The organism is Cupriavidus sp. DF5525 (genome assembly GCF_040149425.2).
Classification (GTDB): Bacteria; Pseudomonadota; Gammaproteobacteria; order Burkholderiales; family Burkholderiaceae; genus Cupriavidus; species Cupriavidus pickettii_A.
In genome coordinates this window covers 1,291,490-1,306,582 of record NZ_CP168266.1, presented here as the reverse complement: position 1 = coordinate 1,306,582, position 15,093 = coordinate 1,291,490, and the positions used below count along the sequence as shown (strand labels likewise).

The 15,093-nt window shown below is 66.7% G+C and carries 14 protein-coding genes and 1 pseudogene; 6 read left to right on the top strand and 9 right to left on the bottom strand.

Annotated elements, in window-relative coordinates:
• Nucleotides 1-14: 14 nt before the first annotated feature.
• Nucleotides 15-977 carry a hydroxymethylglutaryl-CoA lyase gene (locus tag ABNX08_RS27235; protein ID WP_022538812.1) on the bottom strand — a complete coding sequence of 321 codons (963 nt, stop codon included), beginning with the start codon at nucleotides 975-977 and terminating at the stop codon, nucleotides 15-17.
• Between the two features lie 13 nt (nucleotides 978-990).
• Nucleotides 991-2,193, bottom strand: coding sequence for a CoA transferase (locus tag ABNX08_RS27230; protein ID WP_041682104.1), 1,203 nt, complete (start codon nucleotides 2,191-2,193; stop codon nucleotides 991-993).
• A gap of 224 nt (nucleotides 2,194-2,417) precedes the next feature.
• Between ABNX08_RS27230 and ABNX08_RS27225 the strand changes: the two genes are divergently transcribed.
• A complete protein-coding gene (locus ABNX08_RS27225; RefSeq protein WP_022538810.1) occupies nucleotides 2,418-3,320 on the top strand; it encodes a LysR family transcriptional regulator in 903 nt (300 codons plus the stop codon).
• 18 nt (nucleotides 3,321-3,338) lie between these two features.
• Here ABNX08_RS27225 and ABNX08_RS27220 read toward each other — a convergent pair whose 3' ends face one another.
• Nucleotides 3,339-4,232, bottom strand: coding sequence for a LysR family transcriptional regulator (locus tag ABNX08_RS27220; RefSeq protein ID WP_022538809.1), 894 nt, complete (start codon nucleotides 4,230-4,232; stop codon nucleotides 3,339-3,341).
• 87 nt (nucleotides 4,233-4,319) lie between these two features.
• Between ABNX08_RS27220 and ABNX08_RS27215 the strand changes: the two genes are divergently transcribed.
• The 4 genes from ABNX08_RS27215 to ABNX08_RS27200 all read left to right on the top strand — a co-directional run bounded on the left by ABNX08_RS27215 (nucleotide 4,320) and on the right by ABNX08_RS27200 (nucleotide 8,094).
• Nucleotides 4,320-4,988, top strand: coding sequence for an RraA family protein (locus ABNX08_RS27215; RefSeq protein WP_022538808.1), 669 nt, complete (start codon nucleotides 4,320-4,322; stop codon nucleotides 4,986-4,988).
• Nucleotides 4,989-5,052: 64 nt separating this feature from the next.
• Complete coding sequence (locus ABNX08_RS27210; RefSeq protein ID WP_022538807.1) at nucleotides 5,053-6,069, top strand: tripartite tricarboxylate transporter substrate binding protein; 1,017 nt, start codon at nucleotides 5,053-5,055, stop codon at nucleotides 6,067-6,069.
• Nucleotides 6,070-6,110: 41 nt separating this feature from the next.
• Nucleotides 6,111-6,770 carry a 4-carboxy-4-hydroxy-2-oxoadipate aldolase/oxaloacetate decarboxylase gene (locus ABNX08_RS27205; protein WP_349606719.1) on the top strand — a complete coding sequence of 220 codons (660 nt, stop codon included), beginning with the start codon at nucleotides 6,111-6,113 and terminating at the stop codon, nucleotides 6,768-6,770.
• A gap of 352 nt (nucleotides 6,771-7,122) precedes the next feature.
• A complete protein-coding gene (locus tag ABNX08_RS27200) occupies nucleotides 7,123-8,094 on the top strand; it encodes a tripartite tricarboxylate transporter substrate binding protein (protein ID WP_022538805.1) in 972 nt (323 codons plus the stop codon).
• Here the strand turns inward: ABNX08_RS27200 and ABNX08_RS27195 are convergent.
• Nucleotides 7,986-8,308, bottom strand: a pseudogene (locus tag ABNX08_RS27195) (hypothetical protein); the annotation flags it as partial. The gene ABNX08_RS27200 and the pseudogene ABNX08_RS27195 sit on opposite strands and share 109 nt — an antisense overlap.
• A 364-nt stretch (nucleotides 8,309-8,672) precedes the next feature.
• Between ABNX08_RS27195 and ABNX08_RS27190 the strand changes: the two are divergent.
• Nucleotides 8,673-9,389 carry a hypothetical protein gene (locus tag ABNX08_RS27190; RefSeq protein WP_041681797.1) on the top strand — a complete coding sequence of 239 codons (717 nt, stop codon included), beginning with the start codon at nucleotides 8,673-8,675 and terminating at the stop codon, nucleotides 9,387-9,389.
• Nucleotides 9,390-9,422: 33 nt separating this feature from the next.
• Here the strand turns inward: ABNX08_RS27190 and ABNX08_RS27185 are convergent, their stop codons facing one another.
• The 5 genes from ABNX08_RS27185 to ABNX08_RS27165 all read right to left on the bottom strand — a co-directional run bounded on the left by ABNX08_RS27185 (nucleotide 9,423) and on the right by ABNX08_RS27165 (nucleotide 15,026).
• On the bottom strand, nucleotides 9,423-9,797 hold the full coding sequence (locus ABNX08_RS27185) for a transcriptional regulator (RefSeq protein WP_374063720.1): 375 nt from the start codon (nucleotides 9,795-9,797) through the stop codon (nucleotides 9,423-9,425).
• Between the two features lie 139 nt (nucleotides 9,798-9,936).
• Nucleotides 9,937-10,854: a carbohydrate kinase gene (locus tag ABNX08_RS27180; RefSeq protein ID WP_022538802.1), complete on the bottom strand. Its 918-nt coding sequence runs from the start codon at nucleotides 10,852-10,854 to the stop codon at nucleotides 9,937-9,939.
• 38 nt (nucleotides 10,855-10,892) lie between these two features.
• Nucleotides 10,893-12,533 (bottom strand): glucose-6-phosphate isomerase, encoded by a 1,641-nt coding sequence (pgi, locus tag ABNX08_RS27175; RefSeq protein ID WP_022538801.1) that lies wholly within the window; start codon nucleotides 12,531-12,533, stop codon nucleotides 10,893-10,895.
• A 24-nt stretch (nucleotides 12,534-12,557) separates the two neighbouring features.
• Complete coding sequence (gene zwf / locus ABNX08_RS27170) at nucleotides 12,558-14,054, bottom strand: glucose-6-phosphate dehydrogenase (RefSeq protein WP_022538800.1); 1,497 nt, start codon at nucleotides 14,052-14,054, stop codon at nucleotides 12,558-12,560.
• 39 nt (nucleotides 14,055-14,093) lie between these two features.
• The gene (locus ABNX08_RS27165) at nucleotides 14,094-15,026 is read right to left on the bottom strand and encodes an ABC transporter substrate-binding protein (RefSeq protein ID WP_041682100.1); all 933 of its coding nucleotides are present in this window, start codon (nucleotides 15,024-15,026) and stop codon (nucleotides 14,094-14,096) included.
• Nucleotides 15,027-15,093 lie beyond the last annotated feature (67 nt).

Genomic DNA, 15,093 nt, shown 5'->3' with positions numbered 1-15,093 from the left:
CCTCGTGGGATGTTCTAGGCCGCAGGCGCGCGGAAGGCCTGCTGCTCAGGCACGGCATCCGCCGCCGGCATCGGATGCAGGTCAAGGCGACGGCCTGCCTTGAGCAACTGGCTCGGGACGTCGTGGCCGATCAGGCCGGGCAGCCGGGCGGATGCGCCCAGGATCCTCGGCAGGTCGACGCCGGTGTCATAGCCATCCAGCTCCAGCATGTGGACCAGTTCCTCGGTGCAGACATTGCCGGTCGCGCCCGGCGCATAGGGGCAACCGCCGAGGCCGCCAAGCGAAGCGTCGAAACGGTCGATGCCCTGGTCCAGCGCGGCGAGCGTGTTGGCAAGCGCGAGTCCGCGGGTGTTGTGGAAGTGCAGCGTCAGTTCGAGCCCCGGGAATTGCCGGCGCGCGGCCGCGCACAGCGTGCCGACCTGCGACGGAAAGGCCATGCCGGTGGTGTCGCACAGCGTCACGCCGTGTACCCCCAGGTCCGCGAAGCGCTGCATCCAGCCGAGCACCTGCTCCAGCGGCACGTCGCCCTCCATGGGGCAGCCCATCGCCGTTGACAAGGACACATTGATCGCGGTCGGCGTTGCGCGCACGACGCGGATCACGTCCGCGAGCTGCGCGAACGATTGCTCGCGCGACATGCGCAGGTTGGTGCGGTTGTGGCTTTCGCTGACCGACATCACCAGGTTGACCTCGTCGACCTGGCAGGACAGCGCGCGTTCGGCGCCGCGCACATTGGGGACGAGCACGGTATAGACCACGCCCTCGCGCCTGGTAATGCGATGCATCACGGCTTCGGCGTCGCGCAGCGCAGGGATCGCCTTGGGCGAGGTGAAGGAGGTGACCTCGATCTTGGCGTAGCCGCACGCGCTCAGGTCGTCGATCAGCGCGACCTTGTCGTCGGTTTCGACAAACCGGGCCTCGTTCTGGAAGCCGTCGCGCGTGGCGACTTCCTGGATATGTACTCGCTTGGCATGCATGCCGGTCTCCTTGTCAGATGATGCCCGCGGCGCGCCAGGCGGCGCGTTGCGCGGTGCCGATGCCCAGGCCCGCGAGCACCTCATCGGTGTGCTGGCCGAGCGTGGGCGCGGGGTTGGGCAGTTCGCCGGGGGTATCGCTCAGCTTCGGGACGATGCCCGGCAACTGGACGGGCGTGCCGTCGGGCAGTTGCGCGTCGAGGATCATGTCGCGCGCACGGTAGTGCGGATCGCCGGCGATATCGGCGATGTCGTAGATCCTGCCGGCGGGGATGCGCGCGGCATTGAGCGCGTCCAGTGCCTCGTCCAGGCCGCGTTGTGCCGCCCATTCGCCGATGGCGGCATCGAGCCTGCCGACCTGGGCGACCCGGCCGTCGTTGTGCGCCAGCGCGGGATCGTCGCGCAGGTCGGGCCGGCCGATCATCTCCATCAGCCGCCGGAAGATGCCATCGCCATTGCCGGCAACCAGCACGTACTTGCCGTCGGCGCAGCGATAGGCGTTGGTGGGCGCAATGCCCGGCAGGCTGCTGCCCGCCGGCTCGCGCACGGCGCCGAACACCGAGTATTCCGGCAGCAGGCTTTCCATCATGTTGAAGACCGACTCGTACAGGGCGACGTCGACGACCTGGCCCTTGCCGTCGTTCTGCTCGCGGTGGCGCAGCGCCAGCAGCACGCCGATCACGCCATGCAAGGCGGACAGCGAGTCGCCGATGGAAACCCCCACGCGCACCGGCGTGCGGCCGGGCTCGCCGCTCAGGTGGCGCAGCCCGCCCATTGCCTCGCCGATGACCCCGAAACCGGGACGGTCCCGGTAAGGGCCGCTCTGGCCATAGCCGGAAACCCGCAGCATCACCAGGCCCGGATTGAGCGCCTGCAGCCGGTCCCAGCCCAGACCCCAGCCTTCCAGCGTGCCGGGGCGGAAGTTCTCGATCAGCACGTCGCATTGCGCCGCGAGGTGGCGCGCGACGTCCTGGCCTTCCGGTGTGCGCAGGTCCAGGGTGACGGACTGCTTGTCGCGCGACTGCGCTTCCCACCAGACCGAAGTCCCCTGGTGCAACATCCGCCATTTGCGCAGCGGATCGCCGGTGCCCGGCGGTTCGACCTTGATGACTTCAGCGCCGAATGCGGCCAGCATGCGTGCGGCAAACGGCCCTGCAATCAGCTGCCCCAGTTCCAGCACGCGTATGCCTGCAAGGGGCTTTGACTTCGTTCGTTCCATGACCATGGCTCCCACTGTGTGCAGGCGATAGTGGGTCAAAAACCGGCGCTTGATAATCAATGGTTTTTCAACCAACCTTTCCTGTGGGGAAAGGGAAGTACGGCCATTCTGGCGCTGGCCCCCAATTGACAAGCCAAAAGCGCTTCACTAGCCTTTCCGGAATTTCAATGCTGCTGGCCGCGTCAGCCAGGACAACGGGCTCCTGCATGGAGCGAAGGCCGTCCATGATCAATCCCGCCCATTTCGATCTCCAGTCGCTTCGCATCTTCCTGCTGGTGGCCCAGACCGGCGGCCTGACCCAGGCCGCGAACAAGTCCCACATGACGCTGTCGGCGCTGAGCAAGCGGATCGCCGACCTGGAGCGCACGGTGGACTGCGCCCTGTTCCTGCGGGTCCGGCGCGGGCTCGAACTCACGCCCGCGGGGCATGAGCTGGTCCACCATGCGCGCAGCGTGCTGGACCAGGTCAACCGGATGGCGGGCGACATGAGCGACTTCGCCATCGGCGTGCGCGGGCACGTCAAGGTCTGGGCCAATACCTCAGCGGTGATCCAGTTCCTGCCCGGCGATATCGCGGCCTTCCTCGCCGCGCAGCCCATGATCCGCATCAGCCTGGAAGAGCGCCTGAGCCAGGACGTGGTGGCGGCACTGGTTTCCGGCGAGACCGATCTCGGCGTCTTTGCCGACAACGTGCCCGCATATGACATCGAGAAATTTGCCTACCGGCATGACCGCCTGGTCGTGCTGGTGCCTCGCGGCCACCCGCTGGCGACACGGTCCGAGGTGAGCTTCGAGGAGACCCTCGAGCATGACTATGTCGGGCTGAACCAGGGCAGCTCCCTGCTGCAGCGCCTGACCGATGCCGCTTCCGCACTGGACAAGGTCGTGAAGCTGAGGATCCAGGTCAGCAGCTTTGATGCCATCTGCCGGATGATCGAGGCCGGGCTGGGGATCGGAGTGCTGCCGGATGGCGCGGTGCGGCCGGAGCTGTTGGGTACCGGCCTGCAAGCGATCTACCTGTCCGACGCCTGGGCGTCGCGCACGTTGTGGCTGGGGGTGAAGACGGAAGCAGGAATGCTGCCCGAGGCGAAGAAGCTGCTTGATCACCTGCGTGCAGCGGGGGCGTAGCGCACCACGCCCAGTCCTTCAGTCACGCGCATCGGCCTGCAGCGCGGCAAGGAATGAAGATACCAGCGCGCTGTCGTCGCCCTTGCGCGTGACCGCGACAATGGTCGCCGTGCCCTTGAGCCCCGTGATCGGGACAAAGGCGATATCGGAGCGGTTGCCATCGGCCACCGAACGCCCGACCAGCGTAAAACCCAGGCCCGCGGCCACGAGGCCAAGCGCGGTGTGGATCTCGATCGCCTCGTGTCCCGCCACGCATTCCACGCCGGCATCGCGCAGCAGCGCCATCATGTGCGCCGCGAAGCCGCTCTGCGGGTCCTTCGGATACCGGATCAGCGACATCCCGTTCAGTTCGGCCGCGCGTATCGTCTTGCGCCTGCCCAGGCTGCTGCTCGCGGGCACGGCGGCGACGAACGGATCATGGAACAGCGGCGTGTACGACAGGTCCGGCGCTTGTTCGAAGACGCCGACATAGCGCGAGATGCCGATATCGATACGCCCGCGCCTCAACTGCTCCGGCTGGTGTTCCGACAGCAGCTCCAGCAGGTCTACCTTGACATTGGACCGCGCCGCGCGAAAGCGCCGTACCGCAGCGGGCAGGATGCTGAAGATCGCCGAGCGGGTAAAGCCGATGCCGAGCCAGCCGCCGCTGCCCGTTGCAACGGCGCGCGTTTCCTCCTCCAGCCTGCCCAGCATGGTCAGCACATCTTTAGCCCGCGGATAAAGAAAACGGCCCACTGCCGTCAGCGTCATGGGCCGGTGCGTGCGGTCGAACAGTGGCGCGCCCACGCTTTCCTCCAGTTGCGCAAGCTGCATGCTGATCGCCGTCGGCGCGACGAAGAGCCGCTTTGCCGCCTCGGCCGCGCTGCCGGCGTCGACCACCTCGCAAAAGTAGCGGAGCTGCCTTTGGTTCATTTTTTATGAAGTTATATCCAAAAAACGATGTTTGATCTCGTCGTTACTTTACTCGAAACTCCATTGCATCAACACAGGGAGTGAGCGATGACGCAGGAGACACAAGCCGACTGGATCGAAGCAGCGAAGGCACTGACCACCGCTGAGGTTGCCGACGCGCTGGACTTTTTCCGGCTGCCCGGCAGTGCGCACGGCATCGGGCGCATTGCGGGGGCAGGCAAGCTGTTCGGCCAGGCCTATACCGTGCGCTACGCGCCGGTGGATACGGCAGCACCCGGCAGCGTCGGCGACTACCTCGATGAAGTGCCCGCCGGCGCCGTCGTGGTGCTCGACAACGGCGGCCGCACCGACTGCACCGTCTGGGGCGGCATCCTCAGCGCGCTGTCCGCGCATCGTGGCATCGCAGGTACGGTCATCAACGGCGTTTGCCGCGACACGGAGGAGGCCGAGCAGGCCAACTACCGTCTTTATGCCCGCGGCCGCTTCATGCGCACTGGCAAGGACCGGGTGCAGGTGGAAGCGTTGCGCGTACCGGTGAGTCTTGGCGAGGTACGGGTTTGCGCCGGCGATTTTGTCGTCGGCGATGCCGACGGCATCGTCGTGGTGCCGCAGGGCAGGGCGGAGGAAGTGTTCCGCAAGGCGCTGGCCACGCGCGCCGCCGAAGAAAAGATCCTGGCGGCAGCACTGGCTGGCGCAACGCTGTCGGAAGCCCGCCGCCAGCACGGCTACCACACGCTGCAACGCGCCGCCGGCTAAGGCGGCCTTCGGGCCAAAGCCGGCAGTCCGACCGGCGTATCGGCCCGAATCACGGAGACAATCAATGCCCGACACCTTCAACACCCGCGCGATGCGCGGGGACCGCCACGCATTCAATGTATTGTGCGGCGCCATGCTGTGCCTCACCTTTGCCGGCGTCGCGTCGCATGCTCAGGCGGAAGCGGCTTACCCGTGCCCGACCGTCCGGCTGGTCTCTCCCTATCCGCCGGGCGGCACCACCGACATCCTGGCGCGCATCGTGGCACCCGGATTGTCCAAGGGTCTTGGCACCACGGTCATCGTTGACAACAAAGGCGGGGCCAGCAGCAATATCGGCACCGAGTTCGTCGCCCGCGCCAAAGCGGACGGTTGCACGGTACTGCTGGGCAATAACACCGGCATCGTGATCAACCGCAATCTCTACAAGCTGAAGATCGACCCGGTGAAGGACCTGGCGCCCGTGGGCATGGTCGCGTCGGTCCCGCTGGTGCTGTATGTCAACCAGTCCGTCCCTGCGAAGACCGCGCCGCAACTGGTGGAGCTGGTCAAGTCGTCGCCGGGCAAATACAGCTATGCATCCGGCGGCAGCGGCAGCCCGCAGCATCTGGCTGGCGAACTGATGAAGCTCGACAAGCATCTCGACATGCTGCACGTGCCGTACCGTGGTCAGGGCCCTGCGCTCAGCGATGTGCTGGCGGGCCAGGTGCCGATTGCGTTCGAAACCACCACGGCACTCGCGCCGCAGCTCAAGTCTGGCCGCATCCGCCCGCTGGCGACCACCGGCGCCCAGCGTGCCAGCACGCTGCCTGACGTGCCGACCATGCAGGAGATCGGCTTCCCCAACTTCGTGATCGAGAACTGGTACGGGCTGTTTGTCCCTGCCGAGACGCCGAAGACATTGGTCGATCGCCTCAACGCCGAACTCAACCGCGTGCTGCACGACACAAGCGTGGCAGCGAAGCTCGCCGAGCTGGGCTCCCGTGATGTCAGTGGCACGGTGGCGCAGTTCCGGTCCTTCATTAGCAAGGAGCTGCCGCTGTGGGAGTCGGTCGTCAAGCGCTCAGGCGCGACCGTCGACTAAGCGCGCGTGGTATCGCCCTGCAATCGCTCCGTTATTCCACTATCTGCATCGCCATGATCCATTCCTCGACGCCACAACAACTCGAACGCCTGAAGGCCTTCGGCACCGCAACCCTGCACGAAGCGCAAGGCCAGAAGGGCGCGCTGGACGGCGGCCTGAAGCCGCTGGACCCGACGCTCAGGATGGCCGGGCCCGCCCTCACCGTGGACCTGCGTCCCGGCGACAACCTGATGGTCCACTACGCGCTGACCAAGGCGCGCCCCGGCGACGTGCTGGTGCTCGACGCCAAGGGCTTTACTGAAGCGGGACCGTGGGGCGACGTGCTGACCCTTGCTGCCCAACAAGTGGGTTTGGCGGGCCTGGTGATCAACGGCGCCGTACGCGACGGCAGTGCAATTATCGAAATGGGCTTCCCGGTGTTCTGCCGCGGGCTGTCGATCAAGGGCACCAACAAGAACCAGCCTGGCAAGGTCAATGTGCCGGTGTGCGTGGGCGGGGTATCGATTGCTCCCGGCGATTTCGTTGTCGGGGACCGTGACGGACTGGTGGTGGTCGCTGCCGGGGAGGTGGAGTCTGTGCTCGCAAAAAGCGCCGAGCGGGAAGAGAAGGAAGACTGGATGCGCCAACAGTTGGTGGAAGGCAAGACCATGGTTGAGTTGCTGGGGCTTGGCGGGACGCTGGAGCGCTTCGGACTTAGCTGAGCAGTAAGCCGGTCGAAATCATCACTGGCACCGCTGTCCGCACATACCCTCGGTTGACGTGGAAATTTATGTGCGTAAAATCAAATTCATAAATATGAATATCGGCCGGTGCGAACCCCGGGTCTGCACCGCCGCCGAATGGAGACAGCCATGCCTGGACGCCCCGGTCAGCCTGCGTACCGCCACGCCGTTCCCGACCGCTTTCCGAACCGCATCGGGCGCCCCGCGGCCGTGCCGTCCTTGTCTCCCCCGTTGTCCGCGCCCGGCCGCTGCTGAGCTGCCGGCATTGCTGCACCGCCGCGCGCCGTGCCGGCGCGGGCTATCGACAACCGCCATCCTGGAGACAGCCCCGATGAAACCGAACCTGCGTCGCCGCCTGATGCTGTGCGCCGCCGTGCTGGGCGCCATGCCCGCACAGGCCTGGAGCGATACCTACCCCAGCAAGCCGATCCGCATGGTGGTGCCGTTCGCCCCCGGCGGCGCCACCGATGTGGTCGCGCGGCTGATCTCGCAGAAGCTGGGCGAGGCGCTGAAGCAGTCGGTGGTGGTGGAGAACCGCCCCGGCGCCAACGGCATCATCGGCACCGACATCGTGGCGCGCGCGGCGCCCGACGGCTATACGCTGCTGCTGAACAGCGCCGGCGCGCAGACGCTCAGCCCGCTGCTGTACAAGGCCGGCTACGAGCCGCTGAAGAGCTTTGCGCCGATTTCGCTGATCAGCAATATCGGCTTCGTGATGGTGGTCCATCCTTCGGTCCCGGCGAAGACGGTGCAGGAGTTCGTGGCGCTGGCCAAATCGAAGAGCAAGCCGCTGAGCCTGTCGGCCGGCAGCAGCATGATCGAGCTGATCGGCGCCACCTTCAAATCAACCGCGGGCACGCCCGATATCGTCAGCGTGTCTTACCGCGGCACCGGGCCGCAGATGCAGGCGGTGGTGGCGGGCGAGGTGGACATGACCATCGATCCGTTCAATTCGATGGCGATGATCAAGGCCGGCAAGCTGCGGCCGCTGGCGGTGTTCGCGTCCAGGCGCTCGCCGGCGCTGCCGGACGTGCCGACCATGCAGGAAGCTGGCTTCGACGGCATGGCGTTCAATTCCTGGGCGGGTTTGCTGGCACCTGCCGGCACGCCGAAGGAGATCGTCACGCGGCTGAACCAGGAGGTGAATCGCATCGTGGCGCTGCCGGAGATCCGGCAGCGGCTGGCGGCGATCGACTACGAAGCCGTGGGCAGCACGCCGGAGCAGTTCGCCAGCACGATTGCCGAAGACGCGGCCCGATGGGCCAGGATCGTCAAGGAGACGCAGTACAAGGCGGGTTCGTGAAGCGCTACGCCGCCGCTGATGGCGGCGGCGATCATCACGTAAATCGTGGTGGCCATGCTGCTGCCGGTGTGGCCAGGTGATGATGAACGAGGCAAAGTCGCCGAAGATCGTCACCACGAAATTGGAGCTACCGGCGGGCCGATCGACTGCACGACGTGCCGGGAACAATTCGGAGAACGCCGCCAGGGATCGGGCCGGTGTAGGTGGCGATCAGCGTACTGGCGCACGATCTCGATGGGCGCTCCACCGCAGCCGACTGTACATTGGCTCGGCGCTGGGTCGGGTTGACCAGGCTGCAAGCCACGCATTACACTGCGCTCGGTTTTCACAAGCGGAGCTATCCGTGGACAGTTGTCCCAGTCATTCTCGCGGAAGGGGAGTTCCCCGAGCCGCCATGGCAAGCTGAACAACTGTAGTCTTTTGCTGCAGTATCGCCATGGCGGGCTGTATTGATTGCGGCCGGGCGCCAGCGCGCAGCCGCGCCGTCTTCCTCCTCCTTCCTGTCCTTTGTTTGTCGTGTCACGGCCGGCGTGTATCCTCGCCTGCCACGCCGCTGCTTGTTGTTCAGGAGGGTTGCCATGGTGTGGCACCGGTTTTTCGTTCGTCTTGCTGCAATGGCGGTCCTGGTGGCCGCCGCATCCGGTCCGGCCTTCGCGGCCCGGCCGCTGATCACCGACGATGCGCGTATCGTCGATCCCAAGTCCTGCCAGCTAGAGTCCTGGATGCAGTTCCAGTCGGGCGGCAACGAGTACTGGGCGCTGCCGGGCTGCAACTTCACCGGCAACCTGGAGCTGACGCTGGGCGGTTCGTTGCAGCGGGTCGATGGCGCGTTCGATGCCACCAACGTGCAGTTCCAGGCCAAGACCCTGCTGAAGCCGCTGGAGACCAACGGTTACGGCATTGCTTTGTCAGCGGGCGCCATCCACCATCCCAATGCTGAGCAAAGCAAGCTGTTCGGCAACTTGTATTTGAACGTGCCGGTGTCGTTCTCGTTTGCCGACGACCGCTTTGTCGCGCACCTGAATGTGGGCGCCAACCGCGACACCGAGAACGACCAGAGCCGCATGACATGGGGCATCGGCACGGAAACCCAGCTGCACCCGCGCGTCTATCTGATAGCCGAGACCTTTGGCGAGAATCGCGGCAAGCCGTCGTTTCAGGCGGGGTTCCGCTTCTGGGTGGTGCAGGACCGGGTGCAGGTCGATACCACCTACGGCAATGTGTTCGGCGGCGGTACCGGCGAGCGCTTCTTTACGATCGGGCTGCGTCTGCTGTCGCCGGCGTTCCTCCGGTAGCGGCGAGCACGCCGGCCATCCAGCCGCCCCATGTCAGCGTGCGCTAGTGAAGGCAAGCTCAAGTTCAACACCGCTGTAGTCAACGCGCGGTGCAAGCCTGCGGCGTGGGCCTTGCTCGAAGTGAATCAGGCCGTAGCCCTCCATCGTGCGGAGCGTCCGCGACAGGTTCGACACGGCGCGTCCTGTTTTCACCGACAGATCTTCGAGCGATTCTGGATTCGTTTCGGCGATCAGCGCGAGCAATTGGCGATTGGCTGGGGACAGGACCTTGGCCAGCACGTCCAGCGATTGAAACCAGACCTTGGGCTCATTCTTTCCGGGCTTGAGTTCGCCGCGGGCGATAGCCATGGTGCGGGCCTTGAAGTCTTCCAGTGAGGCGATGCCGATCTTGAGGTTGCCGCTCATCATTCACTCCTTTTGCTGCAGGATCTAACGAAGGGCTTACTTTCTCGAAATCTGGCGCGTATTTAGAGCTTTCCCAAAGGGCATTCCCTACTGGCTCCGGCTTTCCCATAGCTGATCGGCTTGCGGCGCCTGGCGCCGGCCTTCATGCCATAGCAGCCAACAATGCTTCCACTTCCTCGCGCCGCGGCGGATACGCGCCGGCCCAGGTCGCAGCGATGGCCGCCGCGGCGGCAGCCAGCCGCGCCTGCGCCGCAAGGTCGGCCGCGGCGCCGGACAGCACGCCGGCCATCCAGCCTCCCATCGCCGCATCGCCACAGCCGACGGTGTCTGCCACCTCGACGGTCAGCGCGGGCTGCTCGACGGCAACGCTGCCCTTGAGCAAGGTCATGCCATGCGCGCCGCGCGTCAGCATGACAGTGGCATTGGGCGCCATGCCGCGTACGTGCGCCAGTGCTGCGTTGGTATCGAGCGCGGGAAAGAGTCCGGCCAGGTCTTCGTCGGAGATCTTGACGTAGCTGGCCAGCCGCAGCATGTGAGCGAGGACGTCGCCGTAGCCGGACGCGCGCATCAGGTCGCGGAAGTTGGGATCGAAGGCAATCCGCTTGCCCGCCTGCGCGGCCAGCGTGGCTTCTTCGCAAAGCCGTGCCGCCAGCGGCTGGCGCACCAGGCTGATCGAGCCGAAATGCACCACCTCTGCCGCCTGCCGCCAGCCTGCGGGCAGGCGGGCCGGGTCAAAATGCAGGTCCGCGCTGTCATCGCCGACAAAGAAATATTGCGGCGGATGGCGCGACGCAACAAAGGCGAGGAAAGGCGAGCGCGCTACGCGCTGCAGGAAGCGGTCGTCCAGCCCGGCTTCGGCGCTGGCCAGCGCCAGGTCGTCGCCGAACAGGTCCTGGCTCACCGCGCCGGCGAACGCGGTGGCGATCCCCAGCCGGGCGCCGACGCGGGCCACGTTCCAGCAGGAGCCGCCGGGCAGGCCCAGCCAGCTGCCGTCGGGCTGGCGGACCATGTCGGTCAGCGCCTCGCCAAATACAACGTAGCGAGGAAGGGGCATGGACATTGCTGTCTCCTGTGATGTCTTGGTTTTGCGCTGCCCACTCAGCCGGCCACCGCGGTGCGCACCGCCTGTGCCCGGCGGATCAGCGCGGCGGTCGAGGCATCGTGCGCGGCGGCGCTACCTGCCGGTGCGCCTTCCAGCTCGCGCTGGATCGGCCCGGCCAGCTTCTTGCCGAGTTCCACGCCCCACTGGTCGAAGGAATTGATCTGCCACAACGCGCCCTGCACGAAGGTGCGGTGCTCCGACAACGCCAGCAGCGCGCCCAGGTGGAACGGGTTCAGCCGCTGCATCAGCAGCGTATTGCTGGGCCGGTTGCCTTCGAAGACCAGGTGCGGCACCAGCGTTTCATCGGACACGCCTTCGGCGCGTACTTCGTCGGCGGTGCGTCCGCGCAGCAGCGCTTCGCCCTGCGCAAAGCAGTTGGCGAGCAGCTTGGTATGGTGGCCGGGCAGGTCGCAGACCGGTTCCAGCGTGGCAATGAAGTCTACCGGAACCAGTTGCGAGCCCTGGTGCATCATCTGGAAGTAGGCGTGCTGGCCGTTGGTGCCGGTCGTGCCCCATACCACCGCCGCCGAGCCGGCGTCGAGGGTGCGGCCATCCAGCCGCACGGACTTGCCGTTGCTTTCCATCTCCAGCTGCTGCAGGAAGGCCGGCAGCAGTTCCAGCGGTTCGCAGTACGGCGCGACGCAGCGGCTGCCGGCGCCGAGGAAGCTGCGATACCAGACATCGAGCAGGCCGAGGATCATCGGCAGGTTTTGCGCCGGTGGCGCGCCCGCGAAATGCAGGTCCATCGCACGCGCTCCGTCGAGCAGCTGCCGGAAACGGTCGAAGCCGATGCCCACGGCAATCGACAACCCCACCGCCGACCACAGCGAGAAGCGCCCGCCGACCCAGTCCCAGAACGGGAACATATTGGCCGGGTCGATGCCGAATGCGGCCACGGCCTCGCGATTGGTCGACACCGCCACGAAATGCCGCGCCAGCGCCGCCTGGGTTGCGCCCTGATGCAGGAACCAGTCGCGCGCGGTACGCGCATTGGCCATGGTCTCCAGCGTGGTGAAGGTCTTGGAGCAGACGATCACCAGCGTGGTGGCGGCATCGAGCGTGGCCAGCGTGCGGGCGAGGTCGCTGCCGTCGACATTGGCGACGAAGTGCAGGCGCGGGCCGGCGGCTTGCGGGTCGGCCAGCGCGCGGCATACCATGCGCGGGCCCAGGTCCGAACCGCCGATGCCGATATTGACAACATCCGTGATGGCACGCCCGTCGAAGCCCGTCCACGCGCCGCTGCGCACCGCGCCGGCAAAGCGCGCCATCTGCGCCAGCACCCCGGCGACATCGTCACCGACCGCCACGCCGAGCGCGCGATAGCCGTCCTCGGGATAGGCGCGCAGCGCGATATGCAGCGCGGCGCGGTGTTCGGTGGTGTTGACCGCTTCGCCGGCGAACATGGCGTCGCGCCGCTCGCCCACCCGTGCCTGTGCGGCCAGTGCGAACAGCAGCGCCAGGGTCTCGTCAGTGATGCGGTTCTTGGCGTAATCGAGCGTCAGGCCGCAGGCTTCCGCGACATAGCGTTCGGCGCGCGCCTGGCCGTGCGGGCCAGCGAACCAGTCGCGCATATGGGCGCCGCGCAGGGTATCGGCGTGCGTGCGCAGGGCATGCCAGGCGGGTAGGGAAGTGGTCATCTCGGTTCCTCTGCAATACTCGGACTACATCTCTTCATGCCAGGCCAGGCCATCGCGCGACAGCAGGGCGCTGGAGGCCGCCGGCCCCCAGGTGCCGGCGGTGTACAGCTTGGGCGGCGCGGTGGTGTTCTCCCACGCCTTCAGGATCGGTGCGACCCAGCGCCACGCCTGCACCTGTTCGTCGCGCCGCACGAACAGGCCCAGCCGGCCGCGGATCACGTCGAGCAGCAGCCGTTCATACGCGCCGACGCGGCGCACGCGCGGCGCGGCGCTGGTCAGCTGCAGGTCGAGCGAGGCGGGCAGCAGTGCCTGCGTATCGCCCGGCTGCTTGGTCAGGAAATACAGCCGGATGCTTTCCTCCGGCTGCAGCGTGATCACCAGCCGGTTGCCCGGCGTGGTGCCCAGCGGATGCGGGAACAGCGGGTAGGGCACGTCGTGGAAGTGGATCACGATCTCCGCCACGCGCGATTGCATGCGCTTGCCGGTGCGCAGGTAGAACGGCACGCCGGCCCAGCGCCAGTTGGCGATCTCGGCGCGGATGGCGACGAAGGTCTCGGTGCGGCTGTCGGGGGCGATGCCCGCTTCGCTCGAGTAGCCGGGCACGGGATCGCCGCCGGCCGCGCCGCGGCAGTACTGGCCGCGTACCACTTTCTCGGCGACGTCCTCGGGGCGGATCGGACGCAGTGCCTTCAGGATCTTCAGCTTCTCGTCGCGGATGGCGTCTTCAGACAGGCTGGTGGGCGGTTCCATCGCCACCATGCACAGCAGCTGCAGCAGGTGGTTCTGCACCATGTCGCGCAGCGCGCCGATGCCGTCGTAGAAGTTGCCGCGGCGCTCCACGCCGAGTTCTTCGGCAATCGTGATCTGCACCTGCCGCACCCATTCACGCCGCCACAGCGGTTCGAACAGCACGTTTCCGAAGCGCACCGCCATCAGGTTCTGCACCGACTCCTTGCCCAGGTAGTGGTCGATCCGGTAGATGCGGTCCTCGGCAAAGTGGCGCGCCACTTCGGCGTTGATCGCTTCGGACGAGGCCAGGTCGTGGCCGAGCGGTTTCTCCAGCACCACGCGGCTGCGCTCGCCGGCCAGGCCCACGCGCGCCAGCTGCTCGCAGATCCTGACGAACAGGTGCGGTGCGGTGGCGAGGTAGCACACCACCACCGCTGCGGCGCGTGCATTGACCAGTTCGGCCAGCGCATCGAAGCCGCCGTCGGCGTTGGCATCGACCTGCAGGTAGACGATGCGGTCGAGAAAACCCTGCCAGGCCGAAGCCGCCGCGTTGCCGGCCAGTCCCGGCAGCACTTCATCGTTGAGCATCGACAGATACGCGTCATGCGCCAGCGGCTGGCTGCCCAGCGCCAGGATGCGTCCGCGTGGATGTAGCGAGCCGGCGGCGTGCGCGTCGAACAGCGCCGGCAGCAGCTTGCGCCGCGCCAGGTCGCCGGTGGCGCCGAACAGTACGAAATCGAATTCCGGGGAAGCTTGGGGAACCGAAGCGCCGGCAGGGTGGCTGTGCATCATGTCAAAGGAAGTAGAGGGGTGGAGGGGCCGGTCATGCCTTCAGCGCGGCGTGGCCCAGCCTTTGTATTGGCCGACATTGGCGCGCGTCACCAGCGTGGACGGCAGCAGCACGGTCGGGTTGGCGGGGCGCTGGCCGTTCATCATGTCCACGCCGAGCTGCACCGCCGTGCGCGCGATGGCCCACGGGTCCTGGCTGGCCGAGGCCTGCACCAGCGTGTCGGCCTTCAGCGCGGCCTCGATATCCGGCGCGCCGTCGACCGAGGCGATCAGGATGCCGCGGCGGTTGAGCTGGCGCGCGGCCAGGTCCGCGCCCACGGCCTGTGGATCGTTGATGGTGAAGACCGCATCCACCTTCGGGAAGCGCGTCAGGTACAGCTGCATCACGTTCAGCCCGCCTTCGCGCGAACCCTTGGCATCCTGGTCGTCGGACAGGATGCGGATCTGCGGATGCCGCGCAAGCACCGTCTTGCAGCCCTTGACGCGGTCGAGCACCGCCGACACCGGCGGGCCGTTCTGGATGATCACGTTGCCGCGTCCCTTGAGCTGCTCGGCGATATAGCCGCAGGCCAGCTCGCCGGCCTGGGTGTTGTCGGTCTGCACGGTGGCGTCGGCGCCGGCGGCGGCAACGTCGACCGCCACCACCACGATGCCTGCCTTGCGCGCCTTGCGTACCGCCGGCTCGATCGCGCGCGCATCGGCGGCGTTGATCAGGATCAGGTCGACCTTGGCGACGATAAAGCTGTCGATATGGGTGAACTGCTTGTTCAGGTCATAGTCTGCCGACAGCACCGTCACCTTGGCCTGCGGATTGACCTGCCGGGCCGCGGCCTCGGCGCCACGCGCCAGGGCGACGAAATACGGGTTGCCGAGGGAACCCAGTGTCACGCCGACTTTTTTCAGCTGGCGTTGCTGGGCTGGCGCGGACGCAGGCTGCGCCGGCGTCTGTGCCACGGCGGGGAGCGCACACACCATGGCGAGGGTGCCTGCCGCCAGGGCGTTGAGGATGGGTTGGATCACGATCTGTCTCCTGTCGGGCCGA

Coding starts and splice junctions, on each gene's coding strand:
- ABNX08_RS27235 (WP_022538812.1), bottom strand. CDS start 977: ATGCATGCCAAGCGAGTACATATCCAGGAAGTCGCCACGCGCGACGGC.
- ABNX08_RS27230 (WP_041682104.1), bottom strand. CDS start 2,193: ATGGAACGAACGAAGTCAAAGCCCCTTGCAGGCATACGCGTGCTGGAA.
- ABNX08_RS27225 (WP_022538810.1), top strand. CDS start 2,418: ATGATCAATCCCGCCCATTTCGATCTCCAGTCGCTTCGCATCTTCCTG.
- ABNX08_RS27220 (WP_022538809.1), bottom strand. CDS start 4,232: ATGAACCAAAGGCAGCTCCGCTACTTTTGCGAGGTGGTCGACGCCGGC.
- ABNX08_RS27215 (WP_022538808.1), top strand. CDS start 4,320: ATGACGCAGGAGACACAAGCCGACTGGATCGAAGCAGCGAAGGCACTG.
- ABNX08_RS27210 (WP_022538807.1), top strand. CDS start 5,053: ATGCCCGACACCTTCAACACCCGCGCGATGCGCGGGGACCGCCACGCA.
- ABNX08_RS27200 (WP_022538805.1), top strand. CDS start 7,123: ATGAAACCGAACCTGCGTCGCCGCCTGATGCTGTGCGCCGCCGTGCTG.
- ABNX08_RS27190 (WP_041681797.1), top strand. CDS start 8,673: ATGGTGTGGCACCGGTTTTTCGTTCGTCTTGCTGCAATGGCGGTCCTG.
- ABNX08_RS27185 (WP_374063720.1), bottom strand. CDS start 9,797: ATGATGAGCGGCAACCTCAAGATCGGCATCGCCTCACTGGAAGACTTC.
- ABNX08_RS27180 (WP_022538802.1), bottom strand. CDS start 10,854: ATGTCCATGCCCCTTCCTCGCTACGTTGTATTTGGCGAGGCGCTGACC.
- pgi (WP_022538801.1), bottom strand. CDS start 12,533: ATGACCACTTCCCTACCCGCCTGGCATGCCCTGCGCACGCACGCCGAT.
- zwf (WP_022538800.1), bottom strand. CDS start 14,054: ATGATGCACAGCCACCCTGCCGGCGCTTCGGTTCCCCAAGCTTCCCCG.
- ABNX08_RS27165 (WP_041682100.1), bottom strand. CDS start 15,026: ATGGTGTGTGCGCTCCCCGCCGTGGCACAGACGCCGGCGCAGCCTGCG.